Origin of the sequence: Streptomyces sp. WMMC940 (genome assembly GCF_027460265.1) — a bacterium.
Lineage (GTDB): Bacteria > Actinomycetota > Actinomycetes > Streptomycetales > Streptomycetaceae > Streptomyces.
The window spans coordinates 1-21,418 of sequence record NZ_JAPZBC010000001.1 but is presented as its reverse complement, the minus strand read 5'-3'; the positions used below and the strand labels follow the sequence as shown (position 1 = coordinate 21,418).

Annotated in this window: 19 protein-coding genes and 1 pseudogene; 11 read left to right on the top strand and 9 right to left on the bottom strand. The window is 67.2% G+C overall.

The window, feature by feature from the left end:
- Position 1: 1 nt before the first annotated feature.
- From O7595_RS00100 to O7595_RS00085, 4 genes are all read left to right on the top strand, one after another.
- Complete coding sequence (locus O7595_RS00100; protein WP_269726678.1) at positions 2–670, top strand: SbcC/MukB-like Walker B domain-containing protein; 669 nt, start codon at positions 2–4, stop codon at positions 668–670.
- Complete coding sequence (locus O7595_RS33735; protein ID WP_443071539.1) at positions 667–2,004, top strand: DUF2399 domain-containing protein; 1,338 nt, start codon at positions 667–669, stop codon at positions 2,002–2,004. The genes O7595_RS00100 and O7595_RS33735 overlap by 4 nt, the downstream gene beginning before the upstream one ends.
- A gap of 294 nt (positions 2,005–2,298) precedes the next feature.
- Entirely contained in the window at positions 2,299–2,964 is a 666-nt protein-coding gene (locus tag O7595_RS00090; RefSeq protein WP_269726676.1) for an HAD family hydrolase, read from the top strand.
- Positions 2,961–3,833 carry an NAD(P)-dependent oxidoreductase gene (locus O7595_RS00085; protein WP_269726675.1) on the top strand — a complete coding sequence of 291 codons (873 nt, stop codon included), beginning with the start codon at positions 2,961–2,963 and terminating at the stop codon, positions 3,831–3,833. Before O7595_RS00090 ends, O7595_RS00085 begins: the two co-directional genes overlap by 4 nt.
- Here the strand turns inward: O7595_RS00085 and O7595_RS00080 are convergent.
- Positions 3,817–4,368 carry a guanylate kinase gene (locus O7595_RS00080; RefSeq protein ID WP_269726674.1) on the bottom strand — a complete coding sequence of 184 codons (552 nt, stop codon included), beginning with the start codon at positions 4,366–4,368 and terminating at the stop codon, positions 3,817–3,819. The two genes, O7595_RS00085 and O7595_RS00080, sit on opposite strands and share 17 nt — an antisense overlap.
- The gene (locus O7595_RS00075; protein WP_269726673.1) at positions 4,368–5,417 is read right to left on the bottom strand and encodes an AAA family ATPase; all 1,050 of its coding nucleotides are present in this window, start codon (positions 5,415–5,417) and stop codon (positions 4,368–4,370) included. The genes O7595_RS00080 and O7595_RS00075 overlap by 1 nt, the downstream gene beginning before the upstream one ends.
- A gap of 530 nt (positions 5,418–5,947) precedes the next feature.
- On the opposite strand from O7595_RS00075, the gene O7595_RS00070 reads away from it, so the two are divergent.
- The 3 genes from O7595_RS00070 to O7595_RS00060 all read left to right on the top strand — a co-directional run bounded on the left by O7595_RS00070 (position 5,948) and on the right by O7595_RS00060 (position 8,188).
- The gene (locus O7595_RS00070) at positions 5,948–6,115 is read left to right on the top strand and encodes a hypothetical protein (RefSeq protein WP_269726672.1); all 168 of its coding nucleotides are present in this window, start codon (positions 5,948–5,950) and stop codon (positions 6,113–6,115) included.
- An 85-nt stretch (positions 6,116–6,200) separates the two neighbouring features.
- On the top strand, positions 6,201–7,397 hold the full coding sequence (locus O7595_RS00065) for a JmjC domain-containing protein (protein WP_269726671.1): 1,197 nt from the start codon (positions 6,201–6,203) through the stop codon (positions 7,395–7,397).
- Complete coding sequence (locus tag O7595_RS00060) at positions 7,331–8,188, top strand: aldo/keto reductase (protein WP_269726670.1); 858 nt, start codon at positions 7,331–7,333, stop codon at positions 8,186–8,188. The genes O7595_RS00065 and O7595_RS00060 overlap by 67 nt, the downstream gene beginning before the upstream one ends.
- Here O7595_RS00060 and O7595_RS00055 read toward each other — a convergent pair.
- The gene (locus tag O7595_RS00055; RefSeq protein ID WP_269726669.1) at positions 8,176–9,024 is read right to left on the bottom strand and encodes a hypothetical protein; all 849 of its coding nucleotides are present in this window, start codon (positions 9,022–9,024) and stop codon (positions 8,176–8,178) included. The genes O7595_RS00060 and O7595_RS00055 overlap by 13 nt on opposite strands.
- Positions 9,025–9,169: 145 nt before the next feature.
- Here O7595_RS00055 and O7595_RS00050 point away from each other — a divergent pair.
- From O7595_RS00050 to O7595_RS00035, 4 genes and pseudogenes are all read left to right on the top strand, one after another.
- Positions 9,170–10,171, top strand: a pseudogene (locus tag O7595_RS00050) (DUF6119 family protein); the annotation flags it as partial.
- 64 nt (positions 10,172–10,235) lie between these two features.
- Positions 10,236–10,766, top strand: coding sequence for a DUF6119 family protein (locus O7595_RS00045; RefSeq protein ID WP_269732315.1), 531 nt, complete (start codon positions 10,236–10,238; stop codon positions 10,764–10,766).
- Between the two features lie 508 nt (positions 10,767–11,274).
- Positions 11,275–11,907 carry an RNA polymerase sigma factor gene (locus O7595_RS00040; protein ID WP_269726668.1) on the top strand — a complete coding sequence of 211 codons (633 nt, stop codon included), beginning with the start codon at positions 11,275–11,277 and terminating at the stop codon, positions 11,905–11,907.
- Between the two features lie 615 nt (positions 11,908–12,522).
- The gene (locus O7595_RS00035; RefSeq protein WP_269726667.1) at positions 12,523–12,888 is read left to right on the top strand and encodes a hypothetical protein; all 366 of its coding nucleotides are present in this window, start codon (positions 12,523–12,525) and stop codon (positions 12,886–12,888) included.
- Between the two features lie 1,359 nt (positions 12,889–14,247).
- On the opposite strand, the gene O7595_RS00030 is transcribed toward O7595_RS00035, so the two are convergent.
- The 6 genes from O7595_RS00030 to O7595_RS00005 form a co-directional block, all read right to left on the bottom strand.
- The gene (locus O7595_RS00030; RefSeq protein ID WP_269726666.1) at positions 14,248–15,177 is read right to left on the bottom strand and encodes a DUF4238 domain-containing protein; all 930 of its coding nucleotides are present in this window, start codon (positions 15,175–15,177) and stop codon (positions 14,248–14,250) included.
- A 351-nt stretch (positions 15,178–15,528) separates the two neighbouring features.
- Complete coding sequence (locus tag O7595_RS00025) at positions 15,529–16,167, bottom strand: hypothetical protein (RefSeq protein ID WP_269726665.1); 639 nt, start codon at positions 16,165–16,167, stop codon at positions 15,529–15,531.
- 2 nt (positions 16,168–16,169) lie between these two features.
- Positions 16,170–17,078 carry a nucleotidyltransferase domain-containing protein gene (locus O7595_RS00020; RefSeq protein WP_269726664.1) on the bottom strand — a complete coding sequence of 303 codons (909 nt, stop codon included), beginning with the start codon at positions 17,076–17,078 and terminating at the stop codon, positions 16,170–16,172.
- Between the two features lie 335 nt (positions 17,079–17,413).
- Complete coding sequence (locus O7595_RS00015) at positions 17,414–19,960, bottom strand: DEAD/DEAH box helicase (RefSeq protein WP_269726663.1); 2,547 nt, start codon at positions 19,958–19,960, stop codon at positions 17,414–17,416.
- 78 nt (positions 19,961–20,038) lie between these two features.
- On the bottom strand, positions 20,039–20,518 hold the full coding sequence (locus O7595_RS00010) for a hypothetical protein (protein ID WP_269726662.1): 480 nt from the start codon (positions 20,516–20,518) through the stop codon (positions 20,039–20,041).
- 223 nt (positions 20,519–20,741) lie between these two features.
- Positions 20,742–21,083 carry a hypothetical protein gene (locus O7595_RS00005; RefSeq protein WP_269726661.1) on the bottom strand — a complete coding sequence of 114 codons (342 nt, stop codon included), beginning with the start codon at positions 21,081–21,083 and terminating at the stop codon, positions 20,742–20,744.
- Positions 21,084–21,418 lie beyond the last annotated feature (335 nt).

Sequence of the window (21,418 nt, the reverse complement as noted above, 5' to 3'; positions counted from 1 at the left end):
GATGCGAGCAGCCCAGGCATCCTCCGGAGTCGGCGTCCAAGTCCACATCGGGCTGCGTGATGATCTCGACGCCGCCACCCGCACTGTCTATGAGCTCTCCTGCCAGGTGAGCGACGCCGTGCGCACCGAAACGCAAAAAGAACAAGTCGGGCACGCACTGCAGTCGCTGCTGGCCGCCGCCGACGGCTCCACCATGACCGAACGCCTTGCCGCAGCCGTCGACATCCGCGACTGGGTCGACGTCCACTACCTCGTCGAGCGCCCCGGACCCGACGGCACGCCCATCACCCGACGATGGGGATCACGAACCGGCCTGTCCGGCGGCGAGCGACGCCTGGTCGTACTGGCACCCATGCTTGCCGCCATCGCAGCCAACTACGATCGCTTCACCGACACCGGCCTGCGCCTCGTCCCCCTCGACGAAGTTCCCGCCGAAGTCGACGAGCGCGGCCGCGAAGGCCTGGCACGCTACCTCGCTGCACTCGACCTGGACATCCTGTGCACCTCCTATCTGTGGGACGGCGCACCCGGCGCATGGGACGGCATCGACGCCCACGACCTCGAAGCAGGCGCAGACGGAACCGTCGTCGCCTTCCCCATGCTGATCCGCGGTCTGCCACCACTCCCCGGCGACACCAGTCTCACACCCCCGGCAGGGAGGCCGGCATGACCTGCCACCTGTGCTCCGGAGCATGCTCCGGAGCCGACCTGACCGCATTGCTCACCCCTGAGCTCACCTGGCTGTGGGAAGCACTTGCAGCAGCAGCTGACCGACGCGGAGACGAAGCCCTCACAGACGGGCCCGCGGTCACCGTGACCATCCCCGCTTCACCGGCGCAGCGCGCCGCAGCAGCAGGCCTGATCGGCGGACGAGCACTGGCGCCAGGCCAGCGTCGCCGCCTCGATCTGAACGAACTCACAACCGCATTGACCATCCGGGGGCCGGCGCTCACCCCTGGCGCCGTTGCTGCGCATGCCTGCGGCCGACGCCTTGCGGAAAGAGCCCGTGCCCGCGCCGAACATATGGCCTCTGCCGACCGTCTCCGTGTCCAAATTGAGGCGCGCGCAGTCGACTTGCCCGAGCATGTACGCGAACTTGTGGAGCCCACGACCGCTTTCACCCGGCTGCACAGTCTCGGATGGGTCGCCCGTATCCTCAACGCGCCCGATCCCGCTGCACTACTGGATCAGGCGATGGAGGTAGTCGGACGCCTGCCGCGGCCCGGTCACCGCATCGACCGCCGCACACTCGTCCCCGGAGACCCTCACGCACTCGACGGCGGACCTCTGCCCGCACTCGTGCTCGCACTCACCAAAAGCTCTGGCAACACGCCTCGCTCGGCCTGGGCGCGCCTCGGGGTGGACTGCGACGACCTGCTCGGCGGACTCATCATCACCGGAGTCACCCCCAGCGGCTGGGGGGTCCCTCCCAGCGCCACGTTCACCCTCCCACCGAGAGAACTGGCCGACATCGCATGGGAGCCTCCTCCAGCAGCAGACACGTGGGTCTTCGTCACAGAAAACCCATCAGTCCTATCCGCGGCACGCAGCCAAGCCCTCCTGGACGACACAGCTGCGACGCCACGAGTGATATGCACCGCCGGTACGCCCTCCCAGGTCGAATGCGCAGCAATCGGCGCACTGTCCGACGCCGGCTGGCGCGTAGCCATCCGCGCGGACTTCGACCCAGCCGGTCTGGCGCACATGCGCGCCCTCCTCGCTGCTTCCCCAGGGGCAGTCCCGTGGCGGATGAACGCAGCCGACTACGAGTCCGCCGCCCAGCACGGCACCATCGATCTGCGCCTGCAGGAATCGGACGCCCCTTGGGACCCTCACCTGGTGCCGACGATGAAGGAACACTCCGCACACGTGTATGAGGAGGATCTCCTCCCAATGCTGCTCACTGACATCGCGGTTGGTGCGCCAAACACATCCGCAGGTCTGCATCCAGCGGCGGGCATGCTTCTCTGCACGGCTCGGCGGGAGCGGAACGACGGCCGGTAAGCGGGTCTGCCGATAGATCACAGCACAAAGGCCCGGCACACTGGCCGGGCCTGAGAAAGCTAGACCCGGGGCTCCCGCGTACGAAGGCCAGGTCCGCACAATCAATGTGCCACATCCTGCTCAGCGTCACTGGTACCGCGACGACGCGCATCTTCCTGGGGCGGCGGTGAGCCGGGAAGCGGCGACGTCAGGGGACCCTTCCCAGGCTGGCCGGAGACCTACGCCGGTTATGCGCTAGGGCATGCAAGGCCTGGCTCTGTCTAACTGCCGATTCGTTCCGCCTAGGATCGGTGCGTGCAGCCTGTGGTGCTCTTCGATTTGGACAACACCTTGGTGGACCGGCAGCTCGCGCTGGTTCACTGGGCCGCTTCCTTCCGAGGCCGCTACGGCTTCAGCCAGGAGGACGGAGCATGGCTGGCGAATCTGCTGGCCGAGCGGGCTGCCCCCGAGCACTTCGAGGCGGTCCGTGTACGGTTTCGACTGAGCGAGCCGGCCGATGTCTTGTGGGACCGGTACTGCACGGACATCGCTGCTGCGGTGTCCTGCCCGCCCGGCGTACTGGCTGGCCTTGAGGAGTTGAGAGCCGTCGGCTGGCGGATCGGGGTAGCGACGAATGGTGCCGCGGACATCCAGTGGGCCAAGCTGCGTGCCACTGGGATCGCGGACCGCGTTGATGCGGTGTGTATCTCGGAGGAGGCGGGAGTACGCAAGCCGGATCCTGCTCTGTTCTTTGAAGCGGTACGGCGCTGCGGCGGTCTTCGCGACGGCGACCGCGCGTGGATGGTCGGCGACAGCGCGGTGAACGACATCGGCGGCGGGCAAGCTGCTGGGCTGCGCACCGTGTGGGTCGACCGCGACACGTGGCCGGAGACGCTGGCCGAACCGGACCATCAGGTTCCCGACGCCCGCACCGCCATCGAGTTGCTGAAGTCACTCGGACCGAGGAAAAGCGAAACATGAAGCCGACGACCGGCACGACCGTGGGAGTTCTGCATCCGGGCAGCATGGGGGCCGCGGTGGCGGCTCAGCTGCGTCGCGCGGGGACGCAGGTGCTGTGGGACCCCACTGGTCGCAGCTCGGCCACGATCCGGCGCGCGCGGGAGGCTGGGCTGACGGCGGCCGACGGTATGGCGGAGCTGGTCGCCCGCTGCGATGTGGTGATCTCCCTCTGCCCGCCGGCAGCTGCCGAGGACATCGCCAGGGAGGTTGCCGGCCACCATCCCGAGGGTATCGTTTACGTCGAGGCGAACGCCGTCTCTCCCCAGTGCGTCCGGCGCATCGCGCACGCCCTGCCGGGCACCGGGGTCGTCGACGCCGCCGTGGTCGGCTCACCGCCTGTCGGAGGCAAGCAGCCACGCCTCTACACATCCGGCCCGTCCCAGGCCATCGATCGCCTGAACGAGCTCTTCGCCGGGACCGACGTACGGGTCCATCCACTGGGCGAGGAGATCGGCAAGGCATCCGCTCTCAAGCTCGCCTACACCAGTTACCAGAAGGCCTCCCGCGTTCTCGCGGCCGTCGCCTACGGAGCAGCGGAAGCCCACGGGGTTGCCGACGAGCTCCTGGATATCGCCGGGCAGCGTTCGGACAGCTATCTCACAGAACCGGGCTACATCCCCAAGACCGCCGCCCGCGCCTGGCGCTGGGCCCCGGAGATGGAAGAGGCAGCACAGCTGATCGCAGACGCCAGCCTGCCGGACGACCTGCTGCGCGCCACGGCCGCCATCCTCTCCCGCTGGGAGGAGGCACGCGACGCCGACCTGAGCATCGAGGAGGCGCTCGACCGGCTCCGGGAACGAAGCGGCGGGCCGGTCATCCCGCCGCAGTGACCATCGCGTGGATCCGCTCGGCTGCTACCTGGGGGGACACGCCATCGGTGTGCACGAGGAGGTCCCATTCCATGCCCGGATTATCCACGACGTCGCGCTCCGTGGCGTCCCACGCTGCGAGCCGCGAGGTCGTGTCCGCGTCACCTCGCCCGAGGGAGCGCTCCTCGGTGGTCGCGCGCGGGCACCACAGCAGCACTCGCCACCATCGGGCGGGGAAGCCGTCGGCCACTGCACGGACCCCGGTGATCTGACCGAGATGGACCACCGGGACCCGGCCTTCGGAGGTGGCCTCCCGAAGGCCCGGCTGGTCCACGACGTACGTGTTTCCGTACCGGTCGTTGCGGTAGACGACCTCGCCGCGCTCTTCCAGCTCCCGCAGTCGCTCTCGTGATGCCATCCGGTACCCGTGGGTGCGGCCGGTGCCGATCTTCAGCCGGGTGAAGGGGACGTACCTGCGGTCCAGATCCGTGAGGAGCGAGGTGATGGTGTCCTTGCCTGACGCGGGTGGCCCGTAGAGGAGGATTCCCTGCTCCATCAGAACACCGTCCCGAAGACCTGGCGGACCTGATCCGTGAGCGATATCGCGGCACCGAGACGGTTGTCGACGACCAGGTGGGGCATGACCGGCCGAAGGTCTGGATCGATGCCGGCCACATAGTCCCCCCAGTGCTGGAGCTTCCAGGAGTCGCGGGCGGCGGAACGGAAGCTCACATACTCATGCATCGTCTCGACGTCGCACTGGATCCAGATGGGAGAGACCGAAACCCCTCGGGCCTCGCACCGGTTGACCAGCCGTTGCAGCCAGCGCTCGTCCGTGAGCTCGGTGACGAAGGGCGCGGTGACCACCGTGCTGATCGCGCAGTCCACGTTCGCGTACGCGGCCTCGAGCAGGCACTGGTACTCGAGCGGCCGCACCTGTTCCCGGTACAGCTCGGTGTGGCGGTCGTTCGGGTCGCTGCCGAGGGCAGTGAGCAGTCGCTCCACCAGTGGCCGTGTGAGCGGGTCCTTGTCGAGGACCGGCCAGCCGGTGAGCTGGGAGAGGAACCGCGCGAACTCGGACTTGCCGCTGCCGGCGTAGCCGCCGACCAGTATCAGAGTGGGGCGGTTCGGATCCCCGCCCGTGTGCCGACGCTTCCAGGCATCCAGGATGCGCTGGTGCAGCATCTTGCTGTCGGTGTCCTCGGTGCCCGGCTTGATCTGCAGCAGCGCGCGCTCGACAGCAAGGAGGTGCGTTCCGTTGCGCGGCTCGGCATCCGAGCCACTGGACGGGGTGAACTGAATCTGCGTCTTCTCACCCGGCAGGCTGTGGCGGAAGCCGAGTTCGGGCTCGGTGGCCCGGTACAGCAGGCAGTACGCACGCCGGTAGTGCGGACCCGGATAGACCTCGCCCTGCTCGTGCTGCCACAAGGTCTGGAAGTTCGCCGCGGGAACGGCCACCCCGGCTACCCTCGCCACCTCACGCAGCCGCTCTCCGGCACCTTCCAGGGTCAGCCCGTGGGCTTCCCGCTGCTCCCGGAGCCTCTCCGGCCGCCAGCCCGCGCGGACCTTACCCACGTCTCCTACCGCCCGTCCCACCCTCGTCATGATCTCGAGCGTAAGTCTGCCCTTCATGAACGCGTGTGAAAGCGGATGTTGAAAAGGCGCGCGACTGAACGGCGAACAGACTGGCTAACGGAACGTGATACCAGGCGGCCTTTCCCTGCTGTGTGATGGTCAGCACGGCCACCCGATCCCGGATCCCAAGCGTCAACGGGCCTCCTGCACGGGTGTCTCAGCGACGTGCCGTACGAGAAGGAGAACCTCACACGATGGCTCTCGTCGAAAAGGATTCGGGGCACCTCGGCTCTGCGTCAGCACGGCCACGAAGCTGATGGGCCGCCGCGTCCGCGCTCCCGGGGCAATGGGCTGACCGCTCTGGTGCCGCTGCGCACGACGAGGCGCCCTGCCGCACCCAGCAACTGCACCGGCCGTCCAGGCACTGAGCCTCTGGCCCGGGCAGCTGAGGATCGCACAGCGCCGAGCCCGGGGCTCCTCAAACCACCCAGGCACGCCCTGAATCTGCACGCCTTCCCGTCCCAGACCGGATGGGAGAACCGAAGAGAAGGGAGCACGACGTGGCACAAGACACCACGCCGCAACCGCCCCAGAACAGGCTGCTGTTCGCGGTGGAAGAGCTGGCCGCCGTCCATGACCGGTACGACAGCCTGCGGTCCGACAACGCAGGAAGCTCCGGCGACGCACCGTGGCCGGGCGGCGACGGCAACCTGAACGACATCGAGTAACCCCCAGACGGCTGGGGGCCCGCGCACTCCTGCGTGGCCCCCGGCTCGCCGTATCGCGTAGTCGCATCCATGAGGGAGGGCTGTGGTGGAACACCGATTGATCAGCGCTATCGAAACGGCGCTTGGCTGGAACGGACCCAGCGAGTTGGGAAGGGGCTTCGTCCGGGGCAGGGTGGATGACCCCGCACTCCTCTCCCGCATACTGACCCCGAACCGCCTCCTCGACATCGCCATGCGCAGGAGCCTGAACCGGCCGCAGTTCCGGTGCTTCCGCAACGGAGAGGAAGTCCACCCGGCCATCTACTACAACGACAGCGTCAGCCCCCGGGGCCAGAGCATTCCCATGGTCAACATGCACCGCCTCGGAGACCTCCTGTGCGACGGGGCGACGCTCATCATGGACCAGGTCAACGTCTTCGACCCGACCATGGAAGTGGCCTGCCGCGCCCTGCAGTGGTGGGCGCACGAGCGCGTCCAGGTCAACGCCTACCTGACGACCAATGACGCCGCCGGCTTCCCCCTCCACTGGGACGACCACGACGTCCTGATTGTCCAGCTCGCCGGCGAAAAGGAATGGGAAGTCCGCGGCACCTCAAGGAACGTCCCCATGTACCGGGACGCCGACCCCAACAACTCACCAAGCGAAGACATCCTGTGGGCAGGCACCATGACCCCCGGCGACGTCATGCACATTCCCCGCGGCCATTGGCACCAGGCCACCCGCACCGGCAGCGGCACGGGGAAGAGCCTGCACGTCACCTTCGGGATCACCAAGCGCACCGGGGCAGGCTGGTTGACCTGGCTGGCCGACTGGTCCCGGGAACACGAGATCTTCCGCCACGACCTGGACCGCCGCGACAGGACCGACGTACAGGCCCTGACCGACGCTGCCGCCCGCCTCATCGGCGAACGGCCCCCGGCCAGCTACCTGGCCGCCTACGAGCGGGAGACGATCCCTGGCCGGCACGTGCCCTACGTGGACACCCTCGGAGCACTCGATGCCGCGGTGTGTACCACGCACTTCCCTCCCCAGATCGAAGAGAACAGCGCGACCGTCGACATCGTGACCTCCGGGAAGAAGCTCACCTTCGCAGCCGAGACCCTGCCCGCGCTACGCCTGCTGCTGAGCGGCCAGCCCGTCCACCTCAACCAGGCCACCGCCATAGCCGGCGCCGAAGCGACCAAAGTTGCCGAGATCCTGGTGGAGGAAGAGATATGCGCACCGCTGACCCCCGAATTGTCCTCGGGCTACACCGGTCTCGTCACCAACGCCACCTCCTGACCGGCGCCCTGGACGTCGGCATCCACGCACTCGACACCAGCTTCAACTACCACGGCTTCACGTCCCACAAGACACTTGCCCAGATCGGCAGCGATCTCCTCCCGCACTTCACCGTGTCGACGAAGGTCGGCTACTTCCTCGGGCCGAACCGGGTAGAACGTTCAATCGAGCCCACCAGGCTTCGCTCCGCCCTGGAACAAACGAACCGCGACCTCGGACGTCCGCCCGATCTTGTGTTCCTGCACAACCCGGAACACTCGCTACGGGCTGCCCGCTGCCCCCGGGACATGCTGGCGCAGGCGTGCGCCACCCTGGCCGAAGCCGCCGCGAACGGAATGTGCAAGGCTTGGGGTGTCGCGTCCTGGGATCCGTCGAGCCTGCCCGGCCTGATCGACAAGAGCATGCCCACGCCGTCCGTGCTCATGGTGCGCGCCGGACTGCTGGTGGGTGTCAGAACCCTGGAGGCCGCTGGCGCAGCTGCCGACGCATGGGGCCTGAGCCCACGGGCACGATGGGGAATGAGCCCATTCGGAGGCAACCCGAGGGACCCTGTGTGGGGCAGGGCCGATCCGCGAGTCTTCCTGCAGCCTGCAGACCCTGAGCCTTCTACGGCGCAGGCGGCCTTCCGCGCTGCCTACGGCCTTCCTCGCGTCAGCACCATTGCCGTCGGGTCCGACGACCCCGCACACCTCAGCAAACTGCTCGACGCCCTGGACCTGCCCCTCAACGAGCACGCCGTCGACGCCTACCGAAACCTCCTGCGAGACCGCCAGCCCCCTCAGCTTGTTTGAAGTTCCGCCACGATGAGCTCAGCCATACGCCGCGCTGGGCCCAGTCGGGGGTCCTCCGGATGGGCATACGGGCCGAGGATCTTGGAACAGACGAACAAGGTCATCAGCTTGCCGTCCCGGCTCTCGAAGTCGTGGCGCCGCTCCTGGCGTACACGGTCAGCCAGCGCCGGGACGGCAAGCGAGCTTCCCCACAAAGACGCTGAGTCCAACCCCCGAGGGGCATTTCCCCAGTCCTCCCAGTCAAAGAGACAGAACTCAGGTGAGGTCATGTTCGCCCAGTTCAGATCCGCGTGCGCCGGGACCCAGCCCTGAACCGTGGTTTCGAAGTCTCCGGGGAAGACACTGAGGATGGTCTCGGTGACGACGGCCTGCGTGATGGTGACGGTATCCGGGGTTGCGATCCGCCTCGTGCGCTGCACGGCGAGCGCATCGAGCGAAGAACTGAGCGACTGCCACCATGCCTCCGGCAGCTGCGGATCCTCGGCGAGGACACTTGTGCCGATCGGCTGAGCGGGCAGAAGGGCCGTCTCATCTGCTCGCCACATCACCTGACCATCTGCGTCCCGCCATACGACGCACTCGCGCCATTCGGGCAGAGCCACACCATCCAGTAATGCGGTCGTCTCAGTACCATTCCATCCCTGCCCCTCGGTCCGATCGATGCGGCGCCGTTCGATCCGTACCCAGGTATCACGATCTGTAGGTGCCCCGACTGTGCGGCGCTTGCGGATGACCGAGTCCCGGTCCAACGTCACTTGGAGCGATCTTTCGACGCGGTCCAGTACCGCCTCGACGGGTTCGACGCGAAGGTCAACCGCAGTGGTCGGAGAGGGCATTGTGTGGACTCCTTCGGGGCTGTAGTCGGGACCGTAGCAAGATCTGGGCCCCACAGGCTGGCGTCACTTGGGGACGGATAGCTCCATTCGGTGTTGAAGACGGCGCCCTGTCTGCTTTCGTAGTGTCTTCAACTGCTTCGCGCGTGTGGAGGCCGTCTTGGGTAGTAGCCGCACATCCCGATCCGCCACCCGTAAGTCCACCCTCCACCGGCTCAGGCCCTCCGAGGGCCCCACCCCGGAACTGCGCACGTTCGTCCGCGAGAGATACCTCGACAGTGAGGACTACCAGGCTAGGGAGTTCACCCGTCAGGGGATGGAGGGCTTGCTGATCACCGGAGGCGTTCCTCGGGAGCGCGCCGACTGGTGCAGCGCGGTGGAATCCATCACCGGACTGGAAGTCAATGAGCGCAGCCGCGCCGCGGCGGGAGTCATTCTCATACGCACCGGCCGCGGCACCTACGCGCTGAGCTACGGGGTGGGGCAGCACATGCTGGACCCCTATTTCCGTGACGACGAGTTCGGATTGGAGTTCGCAACCCGCTGCCTCGATGACGACGGGGTCATCAAAATCCGCAACCAGATCATGGACGGCAGAGGTCGGGTCGATGAGTACTCGGTGTCACGGGGCGAGCGGATCGACGACTTTGGTCTGGACCGCTTCGGTGCCGTCGTCCGCCGAATCTGTGGCACTGTCAGCGGGCTGTCACTGACTTCCCTGCAGGCCGGCAGGACACGACAGGTCCGCGTCGAGTGCTCACAGGCCACCATCAAGCTTCCCCTTGCCACCACCGTGGAACAGTTCCTGAGCGACCTGCAGGCTATTGAGGACGTGTGTGCAAGACCTGATCCGCTGCCGCAACTGCGTTTTGTCAGCAGGGTCCACACCCTCGACAGCCGCAGCCACAAGGCGGTGCAGGCCCAGGCTATCCTGGAGAGGCACCTTACGGACCCAGACAGTCCCCGTCTGATCATTGGGATTCCTGACTCGTGCCAGGAAAGCTACAGCGCTGCCCAGGCGTTCCGCGCCAGACGAGGCACCCGCACGATCGAGACGAACGACCTGGAACTGCACCACCTGCTGCAGTTCGTACAGGACAAGCCTGAGGGAGAACGGCTCAAAGCCCTCGGCGACGTACGGGTCACCATGTTCAGCGACGACGACTTCCTGACCCCGGCCAGCGTCACCACCAACGGGAGAGAGACTTACCGCCCTGTTCACCCAGCCGCAGACGGTCACCCTCCCGCGCTGGACCAAAGGCCCACTCGATTCCAAAGGCCGCGACTCTCACGACGAGGACTGGTTCAACCACCAAGCGGCAAAGCCGGACGGGTATCTACTCTTTGACAAGAAAGACATCGTCACGGGGAAGTTCAGGGGAGGAGGCCTGGAGATTTGCGACGTTCTCGGCCCCGAGAACCAATTGATCTGCATCAAGAAGGCACCCGTCAGCACGGCCCCCCTCAACCACCTCTTCGCCCAGGGCGTGGTCGCCGTCGAGACGCTGCGCAGCGACCTTGAAGTACGGACCAAATTCCTTGACCAGGTCGTCGCGCACACGCCGGACCACCGCCTGCTCAACGACTTCGGCACGCTCCGGGTGGTTTTCGGGATCCTTCTGAAGGACGGCCAGGACATCCGTGTCGACTCGCTCTTCGCATTCGCCCAGGTCTCGCTGCTCCAGGCAGTCAGGCGGCTGCGCGCGATGAACGCGGAAGTCGAAGTCGTCGCTATCCGCCGCTGACGCAGGGGGCCTGCACCCTCGCCTGCATGCTGCTGAGTAGCAGTCGGTCGGTGGCACGAAGGCGCGGTCGAAGAACGCCGTTGTCGGTTCTGTCCGGGGCGGATGTCGATGGTGGAGAGTGGGGAGGGGGCCTGGCTACGGGGTGAGCTGGTCGTCGAGCCAGGTGGTGGCTCAACTCCCTGCTCCCCAAGCGCTGAGACGTCCGTCCGTTGACGGCCGTGTACTTCATCAACCAGGCGCGCGAGTACCTGTACGTGCTCGACATCGTGCGGGCCGGATAGCCCAGTAGCGAGCGGCCCCCGTTCCGTCAGTTCTCCTGCCGGGCGGGGGCCTTCCGCTGCCCGGAGGGCCCCATCGGGGTCACGGGTAAGCGGTGCTGCACCCAGCTTCGAAGAATTTCCCGCTTTTCCTCTCACACCTTCAGCGCGGCGGGACTGATGGACCTCTGGAGGTCCTCGAGCGGGATCGCCACGTTCCCGTCGGACCCCGAGCACGCGAGAGGGCAAGGATGAGCGGCAGCGACAAGAAGGAGAGGAGGATCCCGCATCCGCGCGGCACGCGTGAAGCAGTGCACCCTCCGGAGGCACTCTGCCCCGAGGCGCAGCGCCAGTGGGACCTCATGCACCAGTTGGCCCCCTCGGTGCGGAAGCTGATCTATACCTTGACCGGCTCCCGGGAGACGGTGGACGAGGTCGAGGCGAGGGTCTGGGAAGCGATCTTCGTCCGTTTCAAGAACTCGGGCCCGCTGGACGACGGCCGGTTCGGCAAGCTCAAGTCGTACCTCTGGGCGGTGGTGCGGGAGAAGTCGCACTCGTACCTGAAGGAACTGCGCAAGCGGGCGGAGGACTTCGTCGGCGACGACCTGTACCTGCTGGAGAACCAGGAGGTGCACCCCAGCGCTGAGGCGGAGGCGCTCGTCGACCTCGCTCCGGCGATGAGGGTTCTGGCGGACGAGTTAAGCGACCTCCAGCTGAAGGTGTTCGTGCTCTCAGAGGCGTACGACCTGAAGGCACCGGTGATCGCCGAGCTTCTGGGCGGGACCGTCACGAATGCGTCTGTGCGCGATGCGCTCCGGCACGCGCGGGCCAAGCTCCGCTCCCACCGAGTCGGTGTCCGTCTCGGTGTTCTCGCGGAGGAGTAGGCGCTTCCAGAAGGCACGGGCCGCCCGCACCGACGATGGAGCGGCCCGCGGCTTCGAGTGGCGGCTACTCGGTCTGCCACACCGTCCCAACACGGGGTGGACGGTGACGAAACGATCAAGAAGGGGGTTGCACGAGTGCCCAAAGTCCGGGAGTGGCGCTCCCGGCCCATCTCGAACGCGGTCTGCGACTTGCCAGTCCAAGTTCGCGTCCGAGCGCACACGCACAGACTTCGGAAAGGAGTCGGGGGACCTTACATGGAAACGATTGCGATCAAGGCACACGTCCTAGTGGCTGAGGTGCTCACGTCCTTGCTGGCCGCTGCGACCTGGGTGCGGAACACCTTTGAGTCGCTTCTCTTGATCCTGCCGGCACGCCTGGCCGCCCGGCCGCCCGCCCGGCCGTCTCGGTGGTACCGGAACGCTCAGGCACGGGCAGGGCTAAGGGCGGAGGTTCCGGCGACGGTTGAATAGCATCCCCGCTCAACCCGGGCCGGGTCACCACTCACAGTGGTGGCCCGGCCTGACTGTTGTCAGGTGCCGACGCGAACGCGCGGCGCCCGCCGCCGTCAGGCGACGAACCCAGGCGGCGGGCAGGCACTCACGGAGGAACGCCTTATGACCACGATGCACCTCGGCGGCGACGAGGGCCAGGATCTTCCGTTCTCGGTGGTGTTGAACAGCACGCTCGAGGACTTCCTCAGCCAGGTCGAGCGAGAGGCCGCGGGCCGTCGTCGCGAGGCCCGTGCCCTGCGTCGGCGGATCCGCCGGCAGCGGAGGCGGCAGCAGCCCCTTCGGGCGCGCGTCGTGCGCTTCATCGGCAGGACCGGCTCCGCGGCGCTCGTCGTGGTCGGCGCCGTCGCGTTCGTCGCCGCCGGCGTCTTCTTCCTGGGCGTGGGGGACTCGACTACGGCCCGGGACCTCTTCGCCGTGGCAGCGGCCTCATGGGGCGGCGCCTGCGCGCTGAAGATCTTCAGCGGCTGACTTGCGAACGGTTCGCCCTGTAATCGACGCCTTCGTCGGATTTCGGCGGGGGCGTTCTGCGTGAACGACCACACGGAACAGCGTGCTGATGGTCCTTTCGGCGTACCGTGCTGATCGCCTTCACCGGCGCGGTCCCGGTTATCGCCACCCACCTCGACCAGCTCCGGGCCACGGGCCCACACGGGCCTGTGTGGTGGCGCTTCGGCCGCAACCAGTGGCAGACCCTGACCGACGCGCTGACCAACACGACACCCAGGCCGAGTACCTCAAGCGTGACGACCAGCGCCGCGCCATCGAGGACGCCCAACGCGAGCGGGAACGCGAGCAGCGCCGGCGCAACTTCGAAGCATGGAAGGCGGCGTCGTGGACGTGTCCGTCGTGCGGGAGAGACGTCGACCCCGACCACACAGACCAGGAGGGCTACCGGCCCGAAGAGGGCGGCCTGTGCCACGTGTGCGAGCAGGCTCGCCGCGAGCTGGAGGCCGAACGCGAAGCCGCGCAGGAGCGGGAGCGTACGGGGATCATGGCCCGGTGGCGGGCTCGCGCCGCCGACCGGTACCAGGGCCTATCGAGCAGGCGTAACCGGCCCGAGCTGCCGCGAGACCGAGTGGGGAGAGAGGGGTGGCCCCGGCCGGGCGCGGTCGGGGCCACCGGCGCGCTTTCCGTGGGGCGGATGCTGCACGCGTCCCTACGGACAACGACGCGGCCGCTGTGCAGACATGCCGGAAGCCCCTGGGGCCCTGCCCGACGCGGAGCGGGCTCTGTCGATGTTGCGGTCGGGGAAGGCGTCCGGCGGCGGCTACGGTGAGCGGCGGAGGCGCGCCGTCCCACCCAGCCTTTCGCCGGCACACGGACACTGTGGTGGTGTGCGGGTGATGGGCGAAGTGACACGCCCGGTCCGTGTACAACCTGGTCGTCAGCTGCTGGCCGCTCCCTCCCAACCACACGCCGCACCAGTAAGTTTGGCCGGTATGGCGGGCCCTGAAGCCATCGAGCTCTATCGCTTCCATCGGAAGGACCACGGGGAGCTCGGAATCGGCGTGGCCGAGCACTGCGGTCTGCACTCGGCGTCTGTCCAGGGCCATGGAACCTCCAGCCGTGCGGGAGACGGTGGTTCGCCTCCGGTCGGCGACCGGCCACGCTGCCAGTCGCCTAACTAATCGACGGTACTCCCTCCACTGACAACGCCGGCGCTGCAATGTCGGTACACCTGTCGGCCATTGGCGAGGCGGGTGGCCAGGATGGCTCTCGCGCCTGTGACCGGCCGTTGATGCGGTGGGTGGCTTGGGCCTGTGGACTGGGTGTGTGCGGGTTGGTTGGCGGGTTGCGGCTGCGGTGGTCGGGGCTGGCCGGTGGCTGTCAGGTGGGGGTGCGGTCCCCGGCCGGTCGTCGCTGTGCGGCGCGTTCCACGAACGGCTCCAAGCCGCTCTCGGGGTGCATATACACGTAGCGGTCGGCGGCGTGGATCTGCACGGCGTTGAGTCGGTCGACGAAGGACTGGGGGACGGTGAGCATGACGTCCTCGGGGCCCAAGGACAGCATGTGCCTTGGGGTGATGGGAAGTACGAGGGTCTGAGCGTCACCAAATGCCATGCCGTACGTAGTGCTGCTTCCCTCCACGGACAGGGTCAGGGCCGGGTTGTCGCCGATCAGGAACTGGCCCGCTTCGGGCATGATCACCTCCAGCCGCCGCGTCGACGCCAGGTTCCGCATCTTGTAGAAGGTGTCCTCGATGCTGGTGCGGAAGAGCTTGCCACTCTCGTGGTCGCGCATGACCGAGGACCGTTCGATGAGACGTTCGGCAAAGGCGCCCAGGGAAGCCGGGCCGGACAGATGCAGGCCCGTCTCGCGCAGTGCATCGCGGCGCAGCTGCTCCGGATACTGGCTGATCACCTTGGCGACCAGGCGCGTGCGGGCCCGCTCGAGCGCGTCGGTGTGCACGTGGCGGTAGTGGAGCGACCGGACGTAGTGGAGCACGACCAGGTCACGCAGCGCGGCCACGTGAAGCGGGTCGGCGAACGGAGTGCCGGCGTGCACGGCGGCGAGCGCCGCAGGCACGCTCCTCTCCACGTCGCACCACAGCGCTTCGGCAGATGGGGAATCGAAGGCAACGAAGTTCTCGGCGCGCCCGCATGCGCCGGTGCCTGTCAGCTTGCGCACGCGTCCAGGATTGTGCAGGTCGAACGGGAGCAACTGCCAGCGGCTGCCTTTTGGCCCGGACATCGTGAACTGCTTGAGCAGGACCTGGGAGACGAGGTGCTGCCGTGATGTCTGCTGTGCCGTTGCCACACGGTGGATTCTGCCAAGTGCCCCCTCCAGCCGCCACGGGTTTCCAGACCGCTGACCGGCGTCGTCACCTGTCAGCGCAGCCGCACCACGGTGACGACCGCGTTTGCCGGGTCGTGCCCGCCACGACCTCCACCCCTACATCACCGGCGGTGGGCGTGAAGGAGTCGCCAGCCTTCGTGAACGCTCGCCCGGCCTGGGGGACAAGGCGCGGGCCGACGACGGAGGCGAGCGCGCTGCAGCGCGACACGTCCGTCGGGCAGTCGTACGGCGAGTGCCTTCGGATGTCGCGCAGTGCAGCCGGAGCCGCCCCCCCCGCCTCACCACCCTTCCCGGAAGTGTCGGTGGCCGCGCTCAGCCGGCGGTGTGTTCCGGGTCGGCGGCCTGGGCCTCGGTGAAGGTGCCGTAGCCGGTGGAGCGGTCGAGCAGGGTGAAGTCCATGTCGCCGGCGGTGAACCGGCTGGTGTAGTAGTGCCCGGTGGCGGCCTTGGGCTTGAGCCCGGTGACCGTAATGCGGCAGGCCCCCTCGTGCCGTGGGCTGCGGTGCTGGTGCTCTACACGGGGCGTGTTGTCGTACAGGAACCCGATCTCGGCGGTGCCGGAGTTCTCGGGGGCCCCGATAGTCGCGTTGCTCGACCGCGAGGTGCTCTCCTTCGTGCGGAGCGTGGCGTGCAGGCTCCAGAAGGTCTGCTCGATTGTCATATACGTGGTGATCGGGCCCCGGTTTCCCCCTTCGGGGATGTGGCTGTCTGGGCTCGGGGACAGGATCGCGCGCCAGGTACCGGTGACCCAGGGGCGGCCGGTGAGGCGGTGGATGACGGGCCAGTGCCAGGCCCACTTGTCGAAGACGAGCACGCCGTAGCCCGCGATGGCCGGGATGTACGCGAACAGGTACCGGAACTCGGACGGATACAGGCCCAGGACGAGCAGGACGATCGTGTAGAGGGTGGCGGCGATGGTGGCGCCGGTGCGGATAGTGGCGGCCGTGTTCATCGTCAGTCTCCGTAGCCGAGGTAGTGCCAAGCGCCCTCGATCAGCTCGCGTGCGTCCTTCTCGGTCCACTTCTGGCCTTCGCCGAAGACCTTCTTGATCCCGTTCGGCTCGACCATGCGCTGGGTGCCGAACCAGGTATTAGTGAGCTGCCGGTGGACCTCTTGCAGGCTTTCGCGGACTGCGTCGTCGAAGTCGCCAGAGAGGAAGACACGATCTGGGACGTTGTAGATCAGGCACTCGGAGAAGTAGGACGGCAGGGCCTTGATCACTCCCAGGGCCGTGAGGTCGTTCTCCACGTTCTTCAGGACTCGCACGACGAACTTGTACCGCCGGTTGGTGTTGGTGTTCTTCGCGCGGCCGTTGTCCAGCTGGAGTTCGGGCCAGTTGATGACCTTCTTGCCGTTGCGCCCGTAGACGATGCTTCCCTCGTACTTACCTCCCGGGACCGTGACGTCGTAGACCACCCACTTGAAGCACGGCACCACGTCGATGCTCGGACGACTGCCGGCGACCTCCGGGACGTAGAAGGCGATGTTGTGGTCCGCGTCGACCCACCCGAAGTGGTTGGTGAGTGCAGCGTGGACCTCCTGGCGAAGTTTGTCCTTGGTCCACGGGCCCGTGTACCGAGCTGGTTGGCCAAACCACCACGACGCCATGCCCTCGGTGTGGAAGGGGTCGTTGAGCTTCACCATGATGTCTACGTCACTGTCGCCGCGAACGTTGGTCTTGTTGGGGTAGGAACCCTTCGCCGCGACCGTGATGTCGAGCCCCCGGAACGACTCGTGCCGGTTGACCGCACCCTTGACCATGCGTTCAGCCCTCTCCAGCCTGGTCTGCTCAGAAGGCCCAGGAGGGTTCTTCCATTTGCTGATCAGATCGAGCCGCTGTGCGTACGTCAGCTGCCGTGCCATGAACCCCTCCCCGAATCGCGATCGTGCGCGCGTCGCTGGCAGAAGCTTACGGGCGGGGTACGACAAAATGACCCATGGCGGACCGCCACCTCCCGAGACCTCGGGAGGTGGCGGTCCGCGAATGGCTGACGGCTCGCCACCGCCCATTCCTGCCCGAGGCCAGCATGGTGCTGTCCAGGAGTGGTTTTTTTGATCAGGGTTTGCTGGATTGGTCTGGGCTGATCAGGTTGGTTGAGACTGGGGCTGGTGGTGACCGGCTGCCAGGACCTCGTTTTCGTGAGCGAGTCCGGCTGGCTGATCCCCGACGACAGCGGGCCTGCCTCCCACGCGTACGTCTACGCCCACCGCATTCCGACCTTGGACAGTTGCTCTACCCGTTCCGGGGTCAGCGACGCGGCCCTGCTCCGCTGGTTCCCGACCCATGCTCCGAGCTTCAGCGGCACGTCTTGCTGCTCCTGGTCCTCACTGCCGCCGACCACGATGGTCTCGACGTGTTTGCGGGGCACGCGGAGGTGTCCCTCGCGCTGGTAGTACTGCCGGGCGGCGGTGAGGTGCATGGCCCATTTGTCGGCCTGGCTGGTGCGGGGTTTGGGTTTCTCGTCCTCGCTGGCGGGCTCGATCCCGAGGACCTGCTCGCACATCCACTGCTGCACGGTGGTGAGCTTGTCCCAGCCGAGCCGCACCGACCGCACCCACCGTCCCAAGTCCTCGCTCTGGTGGACAACGGTGCCCGGCTCCATCGGCAGCGCGCCGTCGGCCTTCAGGTGGAGCCGGGTGAGGTGGAAGGCGCGTTGCCATTCCACGGGCCAGGTGGGGCACCAGGAGGGGTCGATCTCGTCCAGTTGCTCGCGCCGGTTTTCCGACAGTGCGCCGGCCGACGATTCCACCGGCAGGCCCTCGGCACGCCGCTGCTCGATCTCGGCAGCCTTCCGGGCGGCGGCCCGTGCGTTTTTCAGCCAGATGCCCACCTTGTAGCCCTGGTGGGTGGCGTCCAGCGGGGCGAGGAGGTGGCCGGCCTCGGCTGCCCACCCGCGTGCGGCGACGAGGCCTTCGTCCCACGCGACGTCGAAGTGTGACCAGACCATGCCCAGCTTCTCCAGCTGTTCGGTGCGGTCCTCGTCCATGCTGCCGCGGGCGTAGAAGCGCCGGTTGTCGGCGGTCCACTGTCCGAGGGGGAAGTTGGCGAGCGAGGCCGGCCACCCGCCCCCTTCGGGCTCCTCGCCCTTGGGGACGCGGTACGTGAACGGGACCTTCAGGTCGCCGTGCTCGCGGGCGTAGATAGCGGCGGCTTCGATGCCGCGTCGCCAGTGCTCGTGCTCGGGGTTGAGGACGCGCAGGTTGATGAAAGCCGCCAGCTGCGCCGGGTCGCGCGGGGTGGAGAACTTCAGCAGAGCCCGGGCCGCCGCCGACAGCCCACGCTGCTCTTCTCCATCCTCGGCTCCCTCACCCTCTTCGCCGCTGGAACGTGTCTGAACGCCTCTGGACCGGCTTTGGGCCTGCGGCTCGGCCAGTTGTTCCACGACGCGGGTGTCGTGCGCCCGGAGGGCTTCCAACAGCTTTGCCAGCCCGCCGTACGCCCTGGATGTGAGCATGTTGTCCGGCGTCTCTCCAGGCCCGAGCAGGACGGGCACCACGAGCGACGCCGTCTTGCCTTCGCCTGGCTGGATGCGTAGTGCCCGTCCGACGGCTTGGACGAGGTCGGGCATGGAGCCGCGTACGTCCGCCCAGTAGACGGAGTCACAGTCTCGGGTGTCGATGCCTTCCCCGAGGACCTTCACCGAGCCGAGGAACGCCTTCTCCACCACGGTGCCGTCGGTGGTGATTCCGTCGGCGAACCCGTTCAGCACGCGGCGGCGGTGGCTGGGCTTGTGCTCCCCGCACAGCCAGTCGGCCCACACCGTCGCCGGGTACAGCTCCGGGTCGGCGTCGTGCAGCTGCGCTGCCACGTGAGGGAGGCCGACGGCGAACGCCTCGGCCTCTTTCACCACGTGGTGGAAGACAAGCGTGCGCCTAAAGCCTTCCTCTGAGGACGCCTTGAGCAGGGCGGTCTGCAGGGCGGCGAGCCGGGCCCCGCGCATCTCGTCTGTCCGGCCTTCGGCGCCGAGGAGCTGGGCGGCCTGGAGCTGTGTGTCGGTGACATCGACGCACACGACTTGGTAGGGGGCGCAGATGCCCCGGTCGATGGCCTCCGAGAGCGTCAGCGTGTAGCAGCGACTGCCGAACGGCGAGTCGGGGCGGTCTTCCATCGAGGCCACCAGCTCACCGGGCACGCCCGCGCCCGGCTGCTCCTGTTCCTGACCTCCGGCCTCGTCCAGCTGCCACAGCCGGGGTGTGGCAGTCATGTACAGGCGGCGCAAGGCGGGGATGCGGGTGTTGTCGTGGACGACCGCCCAGGGCTTGCCGATCCGGCCGGATGTCCGGTGCGCCTCGTCGACCACGATCAGGTCCCAGGCCGGCAGGCCGGCGGCGTGCGCCCGCTCAAGCGTGCCCAGCCCGAGCGAGGCGTACGTGGCGAACACGGTGACCCTGTCGAACGGCCTCACCCACTCCACGAGCTCGTCCACGTCCGTGGTGTTGGGGAACGGCACGTCCTCCCCCCGCAGGGAGGAGACCCCGATCACCGGGTCCGTACGGCCTCCCTCGCGCCATGCGGCTTCGGTTTGGGCGAGCAGGTCCAGTGAGGGTACGAGGACAAGGACACAGCCCGCGTGGAGCTCCTCCGCGCTGCGCACGGCGACAAGGCTCTTCCCGGATCCGGTCGCCATGATCACCTGGGTCCGGAGCCCCCGCCCGGGCGCGAGTGATCTTGCAGGCAATTCGAGCGCTCGGACAACCGCGTCGACGGCCTCTCTCTGATGAGGGCGGAGTTTCTTCTTTACCATCAAGACGTCCCTTTTCCTCCAAGACTGCTGTCCGCTGCTACCGGCCGTGCGCCTTCCTCAGCGTGCCCCGCTGCTCTCTCACGGCCACGGCGAGGCGGACCCGCAGTTGCTCGAGGAAGTCCCAGAAGCCTTCGGCGACGACGGCGTAGCCGGTCTCGTCGAGGGCGTAGGTGTCTGGATGAGGGCGCCGGCCGTGAGGTGGTAGATGCGCCCTGTGGTGTGGCTGAGGGCGTACATGCCTCCACCTCCGTCCGTGGCGAACACCGACACCGTGTCATCAACCGCGCTGGTAAGCCGGTTGGGATAGTTGCCTGTCTCGATTTGGGCAATGAATGACGGACCGTCATCGATCCAGATCCCGTTGTCGAGGTCGGGCAGCTCCACCGCACCGAGATGCCCGTAGTACTCCAGGAGCGGACCGGCCACGCCTTGGCGGGCCAAAGCTTCCCTCAGTACCGCACCCTCTCCCGCCGGGGCGAGGCACACCGTGTGCTCATCGGGCGGGTACCCATGCACTGCCTCGAAGCCAGACACGAACTCGGTCGCGAGGCGCTCCATGTCCTGCTGCCATCTCCGCGGATCCCCGAAGCGCACTCCAACACTCCTCAATCGGTGAGTGCCATCAACTCCAGACTATATCTGCTCTCTATTTTGAAGCACCTATCTGCCGTATGCTCCCGTCATGACACACTCCTGGTACGTGCTGCTGGAAGAGCACACCGTCGAATCGAAGCGCATCGAGACCCACACAGTGCTCGAGCTCCACCAGTGGAGGCCGACCTCAAGCCGGCACATCGAAGGGGACAGGCAAGAAGCCGAGCAGGCTGCCAAGGATCTGGCCTTCCACTACATACCAGCAAAGATGCAAAGACCCAGCCGCCCCGAGGACCGCCCCGGCAGAGCCGTCTTCCAATCCAGCGACGGCGCGTACCTGGTCACCCTCGACGACGGCCGCTACGAAGGGGAGCACCGCCTCCGCATCACCGTGGCCGAGCTCATCCACTCGAAGGAGCGGGTCGTGGGACCACGAGAAAGCGTGGGAAAGACCATCCGCAGACTCTTCAGCGCTCATCCACTCGAAGGAGCGGGTCGTGGGACCACGAGAAAGCGTGGGAAAGACCATCCGCAGACTCTTCAGCTGACACGAACGAGCACCCCCTGCCCCTCTAGCCAGCCTGAGGCCGCGTCAGCGGACTCCCAGGGGCCTGGAGGCGAAGCCGGAAGGACCCAGGAGCGGGGGAGCGCAGCGGACCCGCCCCCAACGGCCCGCAACGCGGGCCGTATTGGCCCTGAAGCGAAGCGGAAGGGCCGACCCTCGGCGAAGCCGAGACGCGGTGAGCGAAGCGAACCGCAACTCCCCGGCGAAGCCGGGGAGTTCGCAACCCGCGAAGCGGGTTGCGAACCACCTTGCGAAGCAAGGTGGTTCGCTTGCACATCGCGCAGCGATGTGGTACCCGC